At 65.5% G+C, this 18,682-nt stretch carries 17 protein-coding genes; 11 read left to right on the top strand and 6 right to left on the bottom strand.

Features of this window, described 5'->3' with window-relative positions; translation table 11 throughout:
* Positions 1-92 precede the first annotated feature (92 nt).
* Genes ASN89_RS15450 through ASN89_RS15445 form a run of 3 tightly spaced genes read left to right on the top strand, consistent with a single transcriptional unit; the run spans position 93 to position 1,561 of the window.
* Positions 93-557: a Spy/CpxP family protein refolding chaperone gene (locus ASN89_RS15450; protein WP_046682964.1), complete on the top strand. Its 465-nt coding sequence runs from the start codon at positions 93-95 to the stop codon at positions 555-557.
* A 27-nt stretch (positions 558-584) separates the two neighbouring features.
* Positions 585-755 (top strand): hypothetical protein, encoded by a 171-nt coding sequence (locus ASN89_RS29025; protein ID WP_161911774.1) that lies wholly within the window; start codon positions 585-587, stop codon positions 753-755.
* Positions 713-1,561, top strand: a complete 849-nt coding sequence (locus ASN89_RS15445; protein WP_058049885.1) for an intradiol ring-cleavage dioxygenase — start codon at positions 713-715, stop codon at positions 1,559-1,561. The genes ASN89_RS29025 and ASN89_RS15445 overlap by 43 nt, the downstream gene beginning before the upstream one ends.
* On the opposite strand, the gene ASN89_RS15440 is transcribed toward ASN89_RS15445, so the two are convergent.
* The 3 genes from ASN89_RS15440 to ASN89_RS28685 form a co-directional block, all read right to left on the bottom strand.
* Complete coding sequence (locus ASN89_RS15440) at positions 1,558-2,997, bottom strand: DUF1501 domain-containing protein (protein WP_058049884.1); 1,440 nt, start codon at positions 2,995-2,997, stop codon at positions 1,558-1,560. The two genes, ASN89_RS15445 and ASN89_RS15440, sit on opposite strands and share 4 nt — an antisense overlap.
* Before the next feature lie 10 nt (positions 2,998-3,007).
* Positions 3,008-4,813, bottom strand: a complete 1,806-nt coding sequence (locus tag ASN89_RS15435; RefSeq protein ID WP_058049883.1) for a DUF1800 domain-containing protein — start codon at positions 4,811-4,813, stop codon at positions 3,008-3,010.
* 75 nt (positions 4,814-4,888) lie between these two features.
* A complete protein-coding gene (locus ASN89_RS28685) occupies positions 4,889-5,143 on the bottom strand; it encodes a hypothetical protein (RefSeq protein ID WP_152988582.1) in 255 nt (84 codons plus the stop codon).
* An 87-nt stretch (positions 5,144-5,230) separates the two neighbouring features.
* Between ASN89_RS28685 and ASN89_RS15430 the strand changes: the two genes are divergently transcribed.
* The 8 genes from ASN89_RS15430 (at position 5,231) to ASN89_RS15395 (ending at position 13,548) form a co-directional block, all read left to right on the top strand.
* Positions 5,231-5,797 carry a hypothetical protein gene (locus ASN89_RS15430; protein WP_152988581.1) on the top strand — a complete coding sequence of 189 codons (567 nt, stop codon included), beginning with the start codon at positions 5,231-5,233 and terminating at the stop codon, positions 5,795-5,797.
* Between the two features lie 74 nt (positions 5,798-5,871).
* A complete protein-coding gene (locus ASN89_RS15425) occupies positions 5,872-6,606 on the top strand; it encodes a hypothetical protein (protein ID WP_046682959.1) in 735 nt (244 codons plus the stop codon).
* Between the two features lie 4 nt (positions 6,607-6,610).
* Positions 6,611-7,966 (top strand): hypothetical protein, encoded by a 1,356-nt coding sequence (locus ASN89_RS15420; protein ID WP_058049881.1) that lies wholly within the window; start codon positions 6,611-6,613, stop codon positions 7,964-7,966.
* A 10-nt stretch (positions 7,967-7,976) separates the two neighbouring features.
* Positions 7,977-10,139: a hypothetical protein gene (locus tag ASN89_RS15415; protein ID WP_058049880.1), complete on the top strand. Its 2,163-nt coding sequence runs from the start codon at positions 7,977-7,979 to the stop codon at positions 10,137-10,139.
* A 20-nt stretch (positions 10,140-10,159) separates the two neighbouring features.
* Positions 10,160-11,188 (top strand): aminotransferase class I/II-fold pyridoxal phosphate-dependent enzyme, encoded by a 1,029-nt coding sequence (locus ASN89_RS15410; protein WP_058049879.1) that lies wholly within the window; start codon positions 10,160-10,162, stop codon positions 11,186-11,188.
* Positions 11,172-12,101, top strand: a complete 930-nt coding sequence (locus ASN89_RS15405) for a GIY-YIG nuclease family protein (RefSeq protein ID WP_152988580.1) — start codon at positions 11,172-11,174, stop codon at positions 12,099-12,101. Before ASN89_RS15410 ends, ASN89_RS15405 begins: the two co-directional genes overlap by 17 nt.
* 34 nt (positions 12,102-12,135) lie before the next feature.
* A complete protein-coding gene (locus ASN89_RS15400) occupies positions 12,136-12,810 on the top strand; it encodes a hypothetical protein (RefSeq protein WP_058049878.1) in 675 nt (224 codons plus the stop codon).
* Positions 12,811-12,816: 6 nt separating this feature from the next.
* A complete protein-coding gene (locus ASN89_RS15395) occupies positions 12,817-13,548 on the top strand; it encodes an amidohydrolase family protein (RefSeq protein WP_235501981.1) in 732 nt (243 codons plus the stop codon).
* On the opposite strand, the gene ASN89_RS15390 is transcribed toward ASN89_RS15395, so the two are convergent.
* The 3 genes from ASN89_RS15390 to ASN89_RS15380 all read right to left on the bottom strand — a co-directional run bounded on the left by ASN89_RS15390 (position 13,505) and on the right by ASN89_RS15380 (position 18,503).
* Positions 13,505-14,671 carry an acyltransferase family protein gene (locus ASN89_RS15390; protein WP_082654595.1) on the bottom strand — a complete coding sequence of 389 codons (1,167 nt, stop codon included), beginning with the start codon at positions 14,669-14,671 and terminating at the stop codon, positions 13,505-13,507. The two genes, ASN89_RS15395 and ASN89_RS15390, sit on opposite strands and share 44 nt — an antisense overlap.
* 33 nt (positions 14,672-14,704) lie before the next feature.
* Positions 14,705-16,078 carry a sigma 54-interacting transcriptional regulator gene (locus tag ASN89_RS15385; RefSeq protein ID WP_152988579.1) on the bottom strand — a complete coding sequence of 458 codons (1,374 nt, stop codon included), beginning with the start codon at positions 16,076-16,078 and terminating at the stop codon, positions 14,705-14,707.
* A 160-nt stretch (positions 16,079-16,238) separates the two neighbouring features.
* Complete coding sequence (locus tag ASN89_RS15380; RefSeq protein WP_058049876.1) at positions 16,239-18,503, bottom strand: arginine/lysine/ornithine decarboxylase; 2,265 nt, start codon at positions 18,501-18,503, stop codon at positions 16,239-16,241.
* Positions 18,504-18,682: the final 179 nt, after the last annotated feature.

The following is an 18,682-nucleotide window of genomic DNA, read 5'->3' as shown; positions in this document are numbered from 1 at the left end:
GGCCCTTCCTTTACACGCTTTTACGCGCCCCTAACGTTGCTTTACACGCCAGACGCCGACAATCAGGGCTGACCGCCACGAAAGGAAAACCAATGAAATACCTGAGTATCGTCGTATCCCTGTTGCTGTTGTCGGCCTGCAGCATGCCGCTGCTGGCGCTGGCCCAGCAAGGACCGCCGCCCGGCGTCAGCCATGGTCCTGGCGGACCCGGCGCGCCTGGCTTGCCGCCGTTTATGCGCGGCATCGAGTTGAGCGAAGCCCAGCAGGACAAGATTTTCGCCGCCACCTACGCCCAGGCGCCCGAGTTGCGGGAACAGGAAAAGATCGCCTTCAAGGCGCATGAGCAGTTGCGCGAACTGGCTGCGTCCAGCGCCTACGACGATGTGAAAGCCAGTGCGCTGGCCAACATGGCGGGCCAAGCCATGGCGAAGATCAGCTTGCAGCAAGCGCGCCTCGAGCAGCAATTGCTGGCCGTGCTGACGCCGGAACAGCGCCAGCAGGCGCAGCAGCGGCGCGACAGCCGCCAGGGCCCGCGTCAGCTTCAGCGCGCCGAGTAAGCAGGCGCGAGCACAGGGAGAGCCAGCATGCGCATCCATGCCTTGCGTCCGGGCAGCAGCATCCAGGCGCTCTCGCGCCATGCGACACAGGCGCTGTACCTGTGCGCCAGCCTGAACCCCGCCTTGGCGGGCTTGCCCCACTTGATGGAATATATATGGAATTACATGATCACGGTCTGGCATCCGACCTCGAAATGATGCGGCGACAGGCGGCCGAGCGGCGGCAAGTGCTGCGCTGGCTGCTGGCCGGCGCCGCCACTTTGCCTTTGATCAGCTGCGGTGGCGGGTCGGACGCCAGTGGCACGGTGGCCAGCAGCGGCGCCAGCACGGGCACGCTGGCTACACCTGGCACGGGCGCCTGCACGGTGATAGCCGAGGAAACGGGCGGGCCGTATCCGGCCGATGGCACGAACACGAACGGCGGCAGCATCATCAACGTGCTGAACCAGTCGGGCGTCGTGCGCAGCGATATCCGCGCCAGTTTCAATGGCGCCACTAGTGTGGCGGCGGGCGTGCCATTGACCATCAAGTTGCAGCTGCTCAACGCCAGCGGCGGCTGCGCCGGCCTGGCCGGCTACGCCGTATATGTATGGCATTGTGATCGCGACGGCTTGTATTCGCTGTATTCGAGCGGCGTGACGGCGCAAAATTACCTGCGCGGCGTGCAGGAAACGGACAGCGCCGGCAACGTCAGCTTTACGACCATCTTTCCCGGCTGCTACGCCGGGCGCATGCCGCACGTGCACTTTGAAGTCTATCCCAGCCTGGCCAAGGCGGCCACTGCCTCGAACCGCATCAAGACCTCGCAGTTCACCTTCCCGCTGGCAACCTTGAACGAAGCCTATGCGGCCAGCGGCTACACGGCCAGCGTACGCAACCTGGCGCAGATCAGCTATGCCAGCGACAATGTTTTCAGCGACGGCGCCAGCCTGCAGATGGCCACGGTGACGGGCAATGTCACCGATGGCTATGTCGCTACCCTCGTGATCGCCGTGAATGGCTAAGCCGTCGTCATGAAACCCAGGTCGCGCCGGCTGAAGTTGCCGATGTTCGGGAACACCTCGGCCAGCTGGCTGTCGGCCACGCCGAACCACTTGGCCAGGGTGGCGCCGTACTGGTCGACGGAGGTGGTCGGCAGCAGGGCGCCGGAACCCACGTCCAGCTCATGGCCGACGCCCGTGACGGGGAAGGCGCCGTAGATGTCGCGGCCCTTCACGGCACCGCCCACGACAAAGTGGTGGGCGCCCCAGCCGTGATCCGTGCCGTCGCCGTTGCTGCTGAAGGTGCGGCCGAAGTCGGACGCCGTAAACGTCGTCACCTGGCGCCGCAGGTCCGCGCCCTGCAGGGCTGCCAGGGTCGTGTCGAAGTACGCAAGCGCATGGGCCAGGCGGGCCATCAGGTCGGCATGCAGCACTTTTTGCCGGTCATGCGTATCGAAACTGCCCAAGGTCACATAAAACACTTGCCGTTTCGCCCCCAGGGCGCCGCGCCCGCCGATGATGCGCGCCACCGTCTGCAATTGCACGGCCAACGGATTGACGCCGGACACGCCCGTGTTCGGATTGACATAGGGTGGCGGATTGGGCACGCCGCCTGCGCCGGCCGCCAGCATGGCGCCGCTGAGCACGCTCTGGCTGGAAATGGCGCGCTGCACGACGGCCACGTGTTCCTGTTCGATCAGGTCGCTGCCCGCATCGTTGATGATGGCTTGCAATGCGCCCGCGCCGCCCGTGCCGCCATACAGGCTGCCGCTCAGGCCCCGGATGGGCACGGCGCCTGCCTGGCCTACCTGGAACTGGCGCACCTGGCGCCCGCTGAGGAATACGGTGTTGCCCGCCGCGGAAATGGCCGTGAACATGGCATTCGTATTGAGCGAACCGGCCACGTCGGCCACCCGGCCGCCCCAGCCCACGCTGGCCCCTTCCGGCGAACCCGATTGCCACGTCGACTGCTGGTCGTTGTGCGAGAACAGCTTGGGCGGCAAGGCCACGCTGCCGGCCTTGTACTGCGCCAGGGTGGCGGGCTGGATCAGGGTGCCCACATTGGCCACGATGGCGGCGCGGCCATTGTCGAACAGGTCTTTCAGGGGCGCCAGCTGGGGATGCAGGGCGAAGGCGCGGCCCGTTTGCGCGGTGGCGGGTACGATGGGCAATACGCCGCCCGTCTCGCCCACGCCGGGCAAGTGGATGGAATCGGCGCCGCCGGTGTTGCGCAGGCGCGCGTATTCATTCCATGACGGGGGATCGGTGGCCAGCACCGTGTTAAAGGCGTCGTTGCCGCCTGCCATGAACAGGCAGACCATGGCCTTGTAGTCGTCGGCCGACTGCGCGGCGGCGTTGCCCATGGCGGCCAGGTTCAGGGCGAAGGGGGCGGCCGTGGTACCGGCCAGGCTCAGTATGGAACCGAGGAAGCGGCGACGGGAAAAGGGGATGTTTTGCATGGGATCGCTCTTACTTTTGTACCAGGTAGGCCGGCGAGGCCATGGTCAGGAAAATGGCCAGCTTGACGCGGTTGGCCTGGGCCGTGGCGACTTGGGCGGCATTGCTCGCCGTGGCTGCGGGGATGCTGACGCCGTTGACGGCGGTCAGGATTTGCCCGCGCAGTCTGGCGGGCATGCTGCCATGCATCAGGAGCAGGTTGATGCGGTCGAGCAGGGCGCCCGTGTCGGTAGCCAGCGCCAGTTCGCGCGTGTAGTCCGGTTTGATTTCGCGGGCTTCGCCGACGCCCCTGTCGAGCACGTCCTGCATGTAATTCAGGTAGCCGGTGACAGACGGTTCCGATGTGATCTGCAACTCCGGCGCCACCAGGCCCGCGCTGGCCAGCGCGGAATTGGGCGGTATATAGGAAGGACGGAAGAAACTGAATACGGACGCGGAATTCATGGGCGCCTGGCCCAGCCCGGTCAAGGGATCATCGAGATAATAGATGCGGTAGCGGGCGCTGGGCGCTTTGGCGTCGAAGGCGCGGATCCAGCCGGCGAGGCGCAGTATCGGTTCGCGCAGCTTGCCGGTGCGCAAACTCGTCCCGGCAGCCGCCAGCGCTTCCTGGTCAAGCAGCACGGCGCGGACGATGGCCTGCATGTCGCCGCGCACGCCATTGCCGTTGTTGGCAAAGGCGGCGGCTACCCGTCCCACATAAGCGGGGCTGGGGTTGCTGCTAACCAGGCGCTGGATCAGCTGGCGCGCAAAGAACGGTCCCGCGTTCGGGTGGTTGAACAGGGTATCGAGCGCCAGCTTCAAGTCCGCCTCACCGCTGGTGACACCGGAGATACTTTGTCCCAGGAAACGCTTCTCTCCGCTGGAATGAAATGCAGGGTAGTTCTGCATCGGTTTCCAGTCGCGGTCGGGATCGGCCACGTTGCCGACAAAGCGGTTGTTACTCAGATCGGGACCGGCCCAGCTCCAGCCGGTAAATACGCGGGCAAGCCCGATTACGTCATCGCGCGTGTAGGTGGCGATGGGTTTGCCTGCAGCCAGTTTCAGGCTGCCATCTGCATTGAGTTGGTACAGGCCGATGGTAAACAACTGCATCACCTCGCGCGCGAAATTTTCGTCCGGTGTGCGGGTCGCCGTTTCTTTCTGATTGCGCATGTGCGACAGGTACAAGCCCATCATCGGATGCAGGGCCACGTCATTGAGCAGGTTGCGGAAGTTGCCGAAAGCGTGCTGGCCCAGCATGTCGTAATAGGCCGCCACGCCACGCACCCTTGGCTGGATGGCATCGTTTTGCATGGAAATGACGAAGATTTCCGACAGGGCAAATGCGATGCGTTGCCGCAACTGATCCTCGCCGTGCATGCCTTGCTGCCAGAACGATTCCTCAAAGCCTCGCGACGTCAGCTTTTCACCCCCGGCCGCTTCGGTCGCCAGCAGTTTGTCGATATACGCGCGATGCAAGGTTTGCGGCCTGGAAAACTGGTACTTGAACCACGCATCGCTGTCGCTGGCGGCCAGCGCATCGATGGCTGCCATGTTGGGGCCGAACGTGGCGCGGCCCAGGAAACGCGACGCTTCCTGGCGCGTGAAGGTGGCCGCGGCCTGGCTGGCCGGGGGCGTGGTCAGGGGCGGCGGTGGAATGGTGTCGCCCGGCGTGCTGCCGGGGACCGTGGAATCGCCGGGGGCGGTGGTCGCTGGCGGCACCACCGATACTTCCTGTTTCTGGGTGGCGTCGCTCTTGCTGTCGCCGCCACCGCCGCAGGCTGAAAGCAGGCTGAACAATGTGATGGCCAGCAAACGGCGCAAAGTTGGGTCAGTCATTTAGTTTCTCTCGGGCAATCAAATTTTAGCCCGTTCATTGTAGGCCTTCGCTACCAAAATCCTGTTTTCAATTAACTATTTACGTGTTGGCCACGTTTTTATTTGCCGGATGTTGGCGTGGTATTGGTGCGGTTTTCGGCGCGGTAGCGCGAACTTTGTTCTTTGAAAATAAAAAATATTTTTTGCCGATACCGAGCGGTGTGGCGGATAGGCGACGTAATCATTCCTGCCAATTAAGCTTGTTTGAAAGCTCATCGTGGCAACGAAATTCGCTTCGCCGGAAACCATGGTTTTTACGCTATCGGCGAAACGCCGTTCGCCGCTGCCCACTCCTTTCCCTTGCCTTTGCTGGCACGGCCCTTGCGATAACAGGGCATGGGCCGCGTGCCTTCCCCTGTCGTTTTGCCGGAGCCTGCCATGACCAGCCGTCTGCTCGCCTATCGTCCCGAAATGGAATTGCCTGAAGCGCCGGGCATGCTGCCTTTGCAGCAGGAAGATGAACTGGCGCTGGCGGCGCAATTGCTGGAATTGCAGGCGCCGGCCCAGTTCGATGCTTTCCTGGCGCGCCAACTGGGCGCCACGGCGGCGGGCCAGCAGCTGCGCGGCACGCCGCTGGAAGGGCCGCTGCGCCAGCTGCTGGGCAAGGTGGTGGCGCCGCTGCTGCCCCTGCATGGCGGTTCGCCGCAGGCGCTCAAGCGCCGCGCCGCCGGCATCTTCGGCATGGAACTGGAAGGGTTGAGCCCGGAAGACAAGGAATTCGAACTGGCGCGCCAGGTCGTGCATCTGATCGATGCCGTCAATACGGCGCTGGCGCAGGACGGCGGCACGGGCGCGCGCGCGCCCAGGGCGCGGGTGGAAACGGCCTTGCTGCAAGTGGCACGCAGCGTGGCGCCGGGCTTGCTCAGGCAGGCGGCGCGAACGCCGGGGCGGGACGGTGGCCGCTGGCGCCGCGAGGGCGGGCACATCGTCGTGCTCGATTGTTAGCCGGATGGCCATTTGTCCGGCGCTGTAGTGTCAACTGAGGTGTCAACCAAGGTGCTAACTTTTAGGAGCTCATCATGCATGACATAGATCGTACGACCCTGGAATACGGGCAGGAGATGTCCGGCTTTGAAGCGGAGCAGTTCGAGTTTGGCCAGGGCGAGTGGAGCGGCGAGGGTGGCGCAAACGCCATGTTTTCCGAGACCGAGGAGATGGAGCTGGCGAATGAACTGCTGTCGGTCAGCAATGAAGCCGAACTGGAACAGTTTCTCGGCAATTTCCTGCGCAAGGCTGCCTCGGTGGCGGGCGGCATCATCAAGTCGCCCGTGGGACAAGCCATCGGTGGCGTGCTCAAGGGCGTAGCGAAAAAAGCCATTCCCCTGGCCGGCGGCGCCATCGGCGGCTATTTCGGCGGCCCGCTGGGCGCCAAGATCGGCAGCGGCCTGGCCTCGGCCGCCGGCAACGCGCTGGGGCTCGAAGCGGAGGCGTCGTCGAACGAAGACCGCGAATTCGAGGGCGCCAAGCAGTTCGTGCGCCTGGCCGCCGACACCGTCAACCGCGCCGCGCAGGCACGCGGTTCGGGCGACCCGCGCGCCATCGCCCAGGCGGCCGCCAGCGCGGCGGCGCGCCAGTTCGCGCCCGGCTTGCTGGGACGCCCCGGCAGCCAGGTCGCCACGCAGAACGGCAGCGGCGCCGGTGCGGGCGGCGGCATGACGCAGGGTGGCGGACGCGGCCAGGGCCAGGGCGGCATGCGCCCGGCCAGCGGACGCTGGGCGCGCCAGGGCCACAAAATCGTCCTGTACGGCGTCTGACATCATGGCCATCGGCGCTTACGCAGCCTGGATGCTGGCGCAGGAGGCGCGCTCGCTGCTGACGCGGCTGGCGCGGCTGGAACCGTTCGCGCTGATCGAGCCGACGGTGCTGGCGGCGGCCCTGATGCCCAGCGCCCAGTCGGCCATCGAAAGCCAGCTGGTGCAGGGCCGGCGCGAACTGCGGCGCATGGTGGCCCAGTTCCAGTGGTGGCTGCGGCGCGAGCACGCCGACGGCGCCAGCATGGCCACGGCCGCCGAGGCGCAGCGCCGCTTCACTTTCCTGCGCCTGAAATTCAATGCCGCGCTGACCCAGTTCGACCTGTTCAACGAAGTCATCACGCAGCGCAGCGAGCACAAGACGGGCGTGTGGCTGGCCGGCCTCGACATCGTTGCCGCCGACGCGCTGGCGCTGCCCGGCAATGTCTATCAGGCGCCGCCCGTGATCTGCTACCTGGACCGGGGCCCGGGCGCGGCCATCCGCCGCGCACGCACGCGCCTGCCGGGCGGCGGCGACAATCCCGTCGCCATCATCCGTCTGCCGCGCGAACGCATGATCGGCAGCAGCATCGCCTCGTCGCTGGTGCACGAGGTGGGGCACCAGGGCGCGGCGCTGCTGGACCTGGTGGCGTCCTTGCGGCCCGTGCTGCAAGCCATGCAGCACGGCGGCAGCGGCGCCGTGTACGTGTGGCAGCTGTGGGAGCGGTGGATTTCCGAGATCGTGGCCGATTTCTGGTCGCTGGCGCGGGTCGGCGTGGCCGCCACGCTGGGCCTGATCGGCGTGGTCAGCCTGCCGCGCGTGTTTGTCTTCCGCCTCAATGTCGACGATCCCCACCCGGTGCCATGGCTGCGGGTGCGCCTGAGCTGCGCCATGGGGCGGGCCCTGTATCCGCATCCCCAATGGGACCGCCTGGAGCAGCTGTGGCTGTCGTACTACCCGCTGACCGGCCTGCCGCCGGCCCGGCAGCGGCTGCTGGAACAGTTGCAGGCCAGCATGGCGGCGCTCGTGGGCTTGCTGGTGCAGCACCGGCCGCCGGCCTTGCGCGGCGGCTCGCTGGTCGAAGCCATGGCCGTGCACACACGCCAGCCGGCCATGCTGGCGCAGCTGTTGCGCAGCTGGACCCTGGCGCCGGCGCAGATGTACCAGGCCGCGCCGACCCTGGTCTTCGCCGTGCTGGGCCAGGCGCGCGCCAGCGGCACCTTGAGCCCGGAAGACGAAAGCGAGCTGCTGGGGCGTTTGCTGACCCACTGGGCCCTGCGCAGCACCCTGGACACGTCGGAGCTGTGCGCCGATGTCGTGCGGCATGGCCGCCAGTCCGGCAGGCCGCTGCCGCCCCTGGCATCCCGTTTGATTATCCATTGAGGAGAATGACATGAGCAGCAAGATGAGCAGCAATATGGGTGGCAAGAACAGAGGGGCGGGCCAGGCGGGTCCGAAACACCACGGCGGCAGCATCGCTGTCACCGTGCACGAGCAGGACAGCGGGGCCATGGTCGTCAATGCCGCCATCAGCCTGTACCGGGGCAATGATGCTGATTGCCATCTGTTCAATGTCGCCACCTGGGTACCCGACCCCGCCATGCTGGTGGGCGTGCGCTGGACGGATGGGCGTGGCGGCACCGTGTTTACCGACCTGGCGACGGGCAGCTACGTGGGGGTGTATGGCAATTTCCCCGCCACGTCGCCCCAGTGCGTGACGGTGCAGGCCGGCTGCAGCGCCGTGCTGTGCTTCACGCCACAGCTCAATCCGCAGGTGACGCTGGCGTTTGAAACGGCCGACTGCCATCCCAGCGACTGCAATTTCGGCAGGGTGGGTGACCGCGCCGTGGCCACCATTTCGTTTGACGGCGATCAAAGCGCCGACGGGCGCGACCAGGTGCAGGTGCTGGCCGCCGCGCCGTGGGTGCCCATGCGCGGCGCGGCCAACGCTTTTTCCACGCCCGTGCGGCGCGCCGGCATGCACCGTTTCATGGGGCAGATGATGCTGTCGCAGCGGCCCGAACTGCGCAGCGCCTTGCCCGTGCCGGAAGGGCTGAGCCCGAACGCCATGCTGGCGCTGGATGCGGAATACGAGACGGAAGAGCGCCAGCCGCAACCGATCTCGGGCAATGTGGGCGTGTCGCTGACGCGCACGGAAACGGAGCCGACGGAAGACTTGCCGCTGTGGACCCTGATACGCAACAGCACCGAGGCGATGTCGTTTACGAATTACCTGCATTTCATGGACAGCCTGTTTTGCGGCGACCTGGCCAGCGTGCGCGGCTTCGAGCAGGAGCGCTTCGTCAAAAAGGCGGAGGTGTTCCAGCAGCTCAAGCAGCGCCGCGCTTTGCCGTTCTCGGATTCCGACTCCTACCGCGTGCTGAAAGTGGCGACGGAAGCGTTCGTGATGGTCAATTGCGGCGTGCTGAACCAGCCGCTGGCCTTCAATCCAGCCGAGGACAACGCCTACCTGGACCGGCGCGACATCCCCCAGGGGCGCGACCTGGAAACCGTGCTGCGCAACGATTACCTGGAAAACATCGACGGCTTCCAGACCTTGCCCTATCTGGCCGTGATCCGCCGCAAGCTGCCCGACATTCCCATCAGCATCCCGCGCGGCCAGGAAGGCGAAGTGGACCTGTGCTTTGGCATCATCCAGGAAAAGCTGGCCAACCCCTGCCTGCTGGAACTGATCTGGTCGTACTGGCATGAGGAGGGCATGCTCGTGCAAACCATGAACGCCATCGCGCAGCGCTTCCAGAACCTGCGCGCGCCAGGCAACCATCTCGATCCCCTGTCGAACACGGAAATCGACATGTTGCGTCCGCTGAATAATTTGCTGTGGGGATACACGCAGGATGAACAGCATCGGCTGACCGTGATTCGCCGGAATTATGAGTATGACCATCACTACGGTGTGCGCCTGGACGGCAAGGCAGTGCAGCACTTCCGGCCAGCCGATAGCCGCTCCAAATTCCTGGAAGCGTTCCACCACTTGCTGCGCCTGCTGACCTCGTTCTACAAGCAGGATGACGACACCACCGTGAAGGCCGACGCCTTCCCTGTGCTGAATGCCTTGAAAGAGATCCACCTGATCCTGTCGCAGGGTGCGCACAACCAGTTCGGCGACTTGCCGTCGACGGCGCGCATCGAGATGCTGATGCAGCAGTGGATGCTGGCGCGACCCGAATTCCGTGAATTTTTACCCACGCGCGTGATGGTCGCGTATCCGGAACCGTGGATGGACAGGGTTGACGCCATGAAGAAACTGCAGGGCTGGACGGATACGAGCGTGATGCACTTCCGTAACCTGGCCATCTTTGGCGAACAATTGCTGCTGTCTGTGCGCTACGGCAACTGGAGCGATATTTACGAGCCGACCCAGGCCTTCAACTGGGCGCGCTTCTGGCGGCCGCAAGTGCAGGGCTATATCCATGGCTACCGCGCCGCCACCGGCGTCGATCTGTCCGTCGACAGCAGCGACCCGGTGGTCGAAGCGACGATGCCCTCGGTATTGCTGCGCCAGCGCCTGAGCCAGCAGCTGCGCAGCGTCTAGGGCGGGAGGGAGGCGCGTGCATGCTCGATTTTACCAGCGCCCTGTACCTGGGCATGCGCCATCCAGCGGACTCGCTGGCGCCGTGGAACAGCTTGACCCTGGGCCAGCCGGCGGCGCTGCAGGAGCCGCCCGGCGCGCGGGCCCTGGCCGCGGACCTGGCTGCTTTGCAAGGCTGCGAGGCGGCCTGCTTGCTGCCGTCGACCCTGCACCTGTTCTGGGACCTGTTCGGCATGCTGGCTGCCGAGCGCCTGGTGATCCTCGTCGATGGCGGCAGCTACGCCATCGCGCGCTGGGGCGCCGAGCGGGCGCAGGCGCTGGGCGTGCCGCTACGATTGTTTCCCAGCGGCGAGATGGCGGCGCTGCGGCAGTTGGTGGCGGCCTGGGGCAGGCAAGGGCGGCGGCCATTGATCCTGGCCGATGGCTATGTGCCGGGCAGCGAACAGGCCTTGCCGCTGGCCGGCTACGCGGCCCTGGCGCACCAGGGCGGCGGTTATCTGCTGCTGGACGACACCCAGGTGCTGGGCGTGACGGGTACACAGGGCGGCGGCTCGGCGCGGCTGCCTGGCTTGCATGGGGAATCGCTGATCGTCGGCGCCTCCCTGGCCAAGGGATTCGGCGTGCCGCTGGCCGTGCTGGCTGGCAGCCGCAAGCTGTTGCGGCGCTTCGCGGCGCACAGCCAGACGCGCGTGCATGCCAGTCCTCCCTCGGCCGCCGTGCTGGCGGCGGCGCGGCGGGCGCTGGCCCTCAATGCGCACCATGGCGACGCCTTGCGGTCCAGGCTGGCGGACAGGGTGGCGCAATGGCGGACGGGAATGGCGGCGGCCGGCATCGCTTGCCAGGGCGGCAGCTTTCCCGTGCAGCGCCTGCCAGGGCGCGCCCATTTGCAGCCAGCCTTGCGCGCCGCGGGCGTGCTGGCGCTGGCGCAAGCGGGGGACGGTCCCGGCGCGCTGACGTTTCTGCTGCGGGCCGACCAGACGCCCCGGCAACTGGAACAGGCGATGAACTTGCTTGAACATCATACGAGGAGGCGATATGAACGAAGCGTTTGAAATGCTGCCCTTTGCGGGGCAGGCGGGAGCGGCCGGCGAGCAGGAGTGGCTGGGGGAATGGTCGCAGGAGTGGTCGCAAGAAGGGACGCAAGAGGGGGAGGACGAGGGGGAGGACGAGGGAGAGTGGGAAGGTGAATGGGAGAGCGAATGGGAAGGCGAGCGTGCGCGCCCTGGAGGTGGACGCGGCGCCATGCGCGGTGGCGGCCTGCGTGCGAGGCCGCCGCTGCGGGGCCCGCGCCGTCCCGCGCCGCCACGCTACCAGGGCCAGGGGCGCCGGCCACCCCGATACCCGCCGCCGCCCTTGCCGTATCCGCCGCGCTACCGGGGCTGGGGCGGCTATGGTGCCATCTACCCCACCATTTATCCGGCGCCGTATCCCGTGTTCGGCGGCCAGCAGGAGCCGGCGCCATATCAGGACACGGATCAGGACCAGGGGCAGGATCAACGACAGGATCAAGGACAGGATCAAGGGCTGGGGCAAGATCCGGACCAGGATGGCGGCCAGATGCAGGGCGAAGTGCCGCCCATCCTGGCGTCCACCCTGGGCCGCGTACCAGGCGCGGCCGCCTTGCGCTACCAGGCGGTGGGCGCGATTCCGCAGGCCGTCAACGATGCGAACGCCACGGGGCCGGGCCTGTATGTGATCGAGTTCAACACCAAGGATGGCCGGCGCGCCTACAGCGGCCAGACCGATGATTTGCGGCGGCGCCTGAAACAGCACCACCTGTGCGGCAAGATGATGGGCATGGACATGAGCGGGCATGACGTCTATGTGGCGCCGCTCTCCTCGGCCGCACAGCGGCGCAGCCTGGAAAAGGGTATCCACAGCGACATGTTTACCCACCGGCGCGGCGTGCTGACGAACCAGCGGCGCGAACTGGAAATGGCCGTGCTGGGCGAAATGTGGGGCTGACGCCAGCACCTTGACGACTGCGAAGGAGACCATCATGCACCAACTCGAATGTGAATGCGGGCAATGCCGGCAGCAGGCCGGCGCCGCCTTTGAAGTGCTGGAATTCGGTCGGGACTGGCCCGGCAAGGGCCGCGCGCCGGCCGTCTTCAGCGAAGAGGAAGAACTGCAACTGGCCATGGAGTTGCTGGAAGTGGCCAGCGAGGAGGAACTGGAGCAGTTTCTCGGCAATGTCTTCAAGAGCGTGTGGAAGGGCGTCAAGAAAGTGGGTTCTACCATCGCCAAGGTGGCCAAGCCCCTGGGCGGCGCCTTGAAGGCCGTGGCCAAGACGGCCTTGCCCTTTGTCGGCGGCGCCCTCGGTTCGATGATCCCGATACCGGGCGTGGGCACGGCGCTCGGCTCGGCCCTGGGACGCGCGGCCAGCAATGCGCTGGAGTTGGAGTTGGAGTTGGAGATGGAAGGCGAAGCGGAGGGCGAAGCGCCGGCCGACCGCGAACTGGCGCTGGCGCGCCGCTTCGTGCGCATCGCGGGGCAGGCGGCGCGTCTGGCCGGCGACAGCGATGGCAGCCCGCGCGCCGTGGAAAGTGCGCTGACGCGGGCCCTGCACCAGCAATTGCCGCACTTTCGCTCGCCTGCGCCGCAGCAGGAAGATGAAAGCGGGCGTTGGCGCCGGCGCGGCAACCGTATCGTTGTCATGGGCGACTGGCAATAGCGCGGCATGATGATCATCGATTGCCACTGCCATGCGGGACCCGGCGACGGCTTGAGCGGGCCGTGGGACAGCGATGCGCCACTGCAGGCCTACTTGCGCCGCGCGCAGGCGGCCGGCATCGCCCGCAGCGTGCTGTTCGCCGCCTTCCACTCCGATTACGCCATCGCCAACCATGGCGTGGCGCGCCTGGTCGCCGCCGATCCGCAGCGTTTTTATGGCTTTGCCTTCGTGCATGCGCGGCGCGACCGGGGCCGTATCATGGACCTGGTGCGCACGGCCGTCGAGCGCTACGGCTTTGTCGGCATCAAGGCGCACCGGCTTGACGCGCGCATCAGCGGCGAACTGTGCGATGCGGCGCGCTTCTTCGGCTTGCCCGTGCTGTACGACCCGGCCGGCGAGGTGGCCGTGGCCGAACTGCTGGCGCAGCAGTATCCCGACGTCGATTTTATCCTGCCCCACCTGGGCAGCTTCGGCGACGACTGGGCGGCGCAGCTGGCGCTGATCGACCACCTTGTGCGCCATCCGAATATCCATACGGACAGCTCGGGCGTGCGCCGCTTCGACTTGCTGCAGCAGGCCGTGCGCCGCGCGGGACCGCACAAGGTCTTGTTCGGCTCGGATGGCCCCTGGCTGCATCCGGGGCTGGAATTGCACAAGATTGAGTTGCTGGGATTGCCGCCAGCCGATGCCGGGCTCATCCTGGGGGGAAATTTCCTGCGGCTGGCAAGGCAGGGCTAGACACTACAGCAGGCGCCGCAGCAGTCGCAGGGGCGGGCGCCTGCAATGGCGACAGGGACAGCGGCCGTTCGACGAGCAGGAACAGCGTCATTGCCGGTGGTAGGCTGAGCAGCAGCATGAACGGCATCAGCAGTAAAAAGAAGGCCAGGCCCTGCGCTTGCGGCGGGTGGAGCAGCGCCAGCGCCAGGAAGGCGCCCTTCAGCGCCAGGCCGTGGATCAGATAGTAGGAATAGCTGATATTGCCCAGCCAGCGCAAGGGCGTCCAGCAAAACAGGCGCGCCAGCCAGTTGGCGCGGGCCTGGAAGCAGCACAGGCACAGCAGGAAAAAGGCACAGGCCAGCAGCGCCAGTTTCAGCAGCAGCGCCAGCGGCAGCGGCAAACAGCCCAGCGCGCACAGCACGGCGCAGGCGGCCAGTGCGGGCGACGGTGCGCGCCAGGCGGGCGCCGCCAGCGCTTCATGGACGAGGATGCCGGCAACGAACAGCAGCAAACGAGCCGGACCGCCGAAGATGGCGAAGAGGCCGCCCGCCAGCAAGGTGAGCACGGCGAAGAAGCGCCCGCGCCAGCTGCGGCTGCGCTGGCGCAAACGGAAGACCAGGATGAGCAGGGGGATCAGCAGGTAGTACAGCATTTCATAGCTGAGCGACCAGGCCACGCTGATGAAGGGGGGCGCCGACGTGAAGCCACTGAGCAACAGAAAATTGCTGGCCAGGTAAGCGAAGGCCTGCGGCCACGCCGCCGGTATCCTGCTTTCGGACGGCAGGGCCCACGACAGCAGCAGGTACAGGGCGAAGACACAGCTGTAGACGGGATAGATGCGGCGTGCGCGGCGGCGCAGATAGGGTAGCAGCGCTTGTTGGCGGGACATCAGCGAGCCATAGATCAGATAGCCGCTGAGCACAAAAAACAGGTCGACTCCCGCATTGCCCATGCTGTGCAGGGCTGCAGCCAAGGGCGTGACGGCGCCGCCGCGCCACGGCGCTTCCAGGCTGACATAGTGGACGAGAAACACCAGCAGCACGGCCAGGCCGCGCAAGCCTTCCATGGCGCGCAGCTGCGGTGCCGCGCCGGGGCGCGAGAGCTCGAAACAGGCGGACAGGCGGTGGCAGGCTGGGCTGTACATGCGCCGACTATAGCCGTCTGGCTATTGCCGGTCTTATGGCGGCACAACATCAGGCTGCGCCAGCTGAGCCGCGCAGGCGGCAGCCTTGCGGCGGATTTGCAGGGCGCGGTCGCTTACGCCAAGGCGGGCTGCGGCGCGCTGGTTGTTGCCGTGTTCTTCCGCCAGCACGAGGCGGATGGCCATGTCGGTGGCGCAGCGCGTGATGTGCGACAGCTTGCAGCCCTGGGCCAGCGCCCGCCGTACGGCCGCTTCGAAGTGCTGGTCGGGCCAGAGCGGCGCCAGCAGCCGTTCGTCGGGCGGCAGGGCGCCGATGGTGATGGGGCCGGGGCCGCAATGGCGGTGCCAGATGCGCGTGACGGTCTGGCGCAGTTCGCGCACATTGCCCGGATACTCGCGCAGCAGCAGGTATTCGCGCACGGCAGCGTCCAGTGCGGGCGGCGGCTGTTGCGCCAGCTCGGCAAGGAAATGCCGGGCCAGCGGCAGGATGTCGTCCTGGCGTTCGCGCAGGGGCGGGGTCTGGCAACGCCAGCCGGCGATGCGGTAATACAGGTCGGCGCGGAAGGCGCCGCGCGCCACTTCATGTTCCAGTTCGCGGTTGGTGGCGCAGACGAGCCGAAATTGCGTCGGCTGCCAGGTATTGCCGCCCACGCGCTTGTATTTGCGCTCCTGGATGGCGCGCAGCAGCTGCGCCTGCAGGGTCAGCGGCAGCTCTCCCACTTCATCGAGGAAGAGCACGCCGCCGTCGGCCAGGGCGAAAGCGCCGTCGCGCGCCGCCGCCGCGCCCGTAAAGGCGCCCCGTTCATGGCCGAACAGTTCGCTGCCCGCCAGTTCCGGCGACAGGGTGGTGCAGTCGAGAATGGTGAAGTCGCCGCTGCAGTTGCCGAGGCGGTGGATCAGTTGCGCCAGTAAATCCTTGCCCGTGCCCGTCTCGCCCGTGATCAGCATCGACGCCTGGCTGAAGGCCGCCATTTCCACCACCTGGTGCAGCAAGGCGGTCCAGGCCGCGCTGTCGCCCACCAGCTGCTGGCGCACGGCGCTGGACGCCAGCAGTTGCGCCACGGCTTGCCAGCGTTGCAGGCGAGCCAGTACCTGTCCCGCATCGACGGCACCGCTGGGCCACAGCAGCACATCGAGCGCGCCAGCCGCCAGCAGGGCGCGCTTTTGCGCGCAGCTGGGGGGCTGGCCGCAGGCGGCAATGGCCAGCACGGAAGCATGGTGGCACAGCGCCGGCAGCGCTTGCAGCAGCGCGGCATTGGCCTCGGCAAACAGCACGATGCCCGCCCCATCCTCGTCGCCATCGTGCCGCCGGGCTACAGTTACCTGAGCCTGCTTCAAGGCCGTCATCAGCAAGGCGCCACTGCCAGCCGCCGCCTGCTGCACGATTTCCAGCCACACCTTGAGCGTCATATGCCAGCCATCACGAGGGCACGAGTGGCCCATCTTAGAAGCCCGACACCCCAGCCGTTTGATCTGGCGCAAGCGTGCGCGGTAGTTCATGAAATGAAAAACGCCGCCTGATTCGCATCAGGCGGCGCTATTTAATGAAGCTCAACGGAGGTCGACGTTTTTAGACGTTCTCGTCCAATTTCACGCAGTCGACAAAATAACCGCGCTTGCCATCGACTTCGCGTTTCACGAGACCATGCACATCCGTCTCGAAGCCAGGGAAGCGTTCGTTGAAGTCGCGCGCGAAGCGCAGGTAATCGACGATGGTCTTGTTGAAGCGTTCGCCCGGGATCAGGAGCGGGATGCCCGGTGGGTACGGCGTCAGCAGGATGGACGTGATGCGGCCTTCCAGTTCGTCGATGGCCACGCGCTCGATTTCGCGGTGCGCCATCTTGGCGAAGGCGTCCGACGGCTTCATGGCCGGGATCATGTCCGACAGATACATTTCCGTCGTCAGACGCGCCACGTCGTAGGCCTTGTAGAAATCGTGGATTTGCTGGCTCAGGTCGCGCAAGCCCATTTTTTCGTAACGCGGGTTGGCCGCCGCAAATTCCGGCAGGATGCGCCACATGGGCTGGTTCTTGTCGTAGTCGTCCTTGAACTGCTGCAACGCGGTCAGCAGGGTATTCCAGCGGCCTTTGGTGATGCCGATGGTAAACATGATGAAGAACGAGTACAGGCCGCATTTTTCAATGATGACGCCGTGCTCGGCCAGGTACTTGGTGACGATGGACGCGGGAATGCCCGTGTCGCCGAACTGGCCGTCCAGCGACAGGCCCGGGTTGACGATGGTCGCCTTGATCGGGTCGAGCATGTTGAATCCGGGAGCCAGGTCGCCGAAGCCGTGCCAGTCATCCTCGGCGCGTATCATCCAGTCTTCCTGCTGGCCCATGCCTTCGTCGTTGAAGCTGGACGGACCCCAGACCTGGAACCACCAGTCCTGGCCCCATTCCTGGTCGATCTTCTTCATGGCGCGGCGGAAATCGAGCGCTTCCATGATCGATTCTTCCACCAGGGCCGTGCCGCCCGGCGCTTCCATCATGGCCGCGGCCACGTCGCACGAGGCGATGATGGAATACTGCGGCGACGTCGAGGTATGCATCAGGTAAGCCTCGTTGAAGGCGTCCTGGTCCAGCTTGACCGTGTCCGATTCGCGCACGAGGATTTGCGAGGCCTGCGACAGGCCGGCGAGCAATTTGTGCGTGGACTGGGTCGAGAAGATCATCGATTCCTTGGCGCGCGGACGATCCTTGCCGATGGCGTGCATATTCTTGTAGAAATCGTGGAAGGTGGCGTGCGGCAGCCACGCTTCATCGAAGTGCAGGGTGTCGATCTTGCCGTCCAGCATTTCGCGCAGGGTTTCCACGTTGTAGATCACGCCATCGTAGGTCGATTGCGTGATGGTCAGGATGCGCGGCTTCTTGTTCTTCGCTTCGCGTGCGAACGGATTTGCCTCGATCTTGCGGGCAATGCTTTCCGGCGTGAATTCATGCAGCGGGATAGGACCGATGATGCCCAGGTGATTACGCGTCGGCATCAGGAACACGGGGATGGCGCCGCACATGATGATCGAATGCAGGATCGACTTGTGGCAGTTGCGGTCGACGACGACGATGTCGCCTGGCGCCACGGTCGAGTGCCACACCATCTTGTTCGAAGTCGAGGTGCCGTTGGTGACGAAATAGCAATGGTCGGCATTGAAGATGCGCGCCGCATTGCGCTCGGACGCGGCCACAGGACCCGTATGGTCGAGCAGCTGGCCCAGTTCCTCGACGGCGTTGCAGACGTCGGCGCGCAGCATGTTTTCACCGAAGAACTGGTGGAACATCTGGCCGATCGGGGATTTGAGGAACGCCACGCCGCCCGAGTGTCCGGGGCAGTGCCACGAGTAGGAACCGTCGTTGGCGTAGTGCACCAGCGCGCGGAAAAACGGCGGCGACAGGCCGTCCAGGTAGGACTTCGCTTCGCGGATGATGTGGCGCGCGACGAATTCCGGCGTATCTTCGAACATGTGGATGAAACCGTGCAGTTCGCGCAGGATATCGTTGGGGATATGGCGCGAAGTGCGCGTTTCGCCGTACAGATAAATAGGGATGTCGGCGTTCTTGTAGCGGATTTCCTCGACGAAGGCGCGCAGCGATTTCAAGGCGTGGTCGGTTTCCTCGATGGAACCGCCGCCGAATTCTTCATCGTCGATCGACAGCACGAAGGCCGACGCGCGCGATTGTTGCTGGGCAAATTGCGACAAATCGCCGTAGCTGGTCACGCCCAGCACTTCCATGCCTTCTTTTTCCATTGCGGCGGCAAGGGCGCGAATGCCCAGGCCGGACGTATTTTCAGAACGGAAATCCTCGTCAATGATGACGATAGGGAAACGAAATTTCATGCATGTCTCCAAAAAAGCAAGCCGCCCCTGACAGATGTGAAGGGGCGGACTAGGGCGCGACGGTCAGGCGGTAGTGCAACCCGGCAGCCGCAGAAAAAAAATAAGAACGGGATTCTCGCAGAAATGCGGCCTCTGCGGGAAAAAAATATCGTAGCAAAGCGTCACAAGCGTACGCTAGC

It is taken from the genome of Janthinobacterium sp. Ant5-2-1 (genome assembly GCF_001445815.1).
In the GTDB taxonomy this organism is placed as follows: Bacteria; Pseudomonadota; Gammaproteobacteria; order Burkholderiales; family Burkholderiaceae_D; genus Janthinobacterium; species Janthinobacterium lividum_E.
Note: the sequence above shows the minus strand (reverse complement) of the source record. Positions and strands in the feature narration are given on the sequence as shown.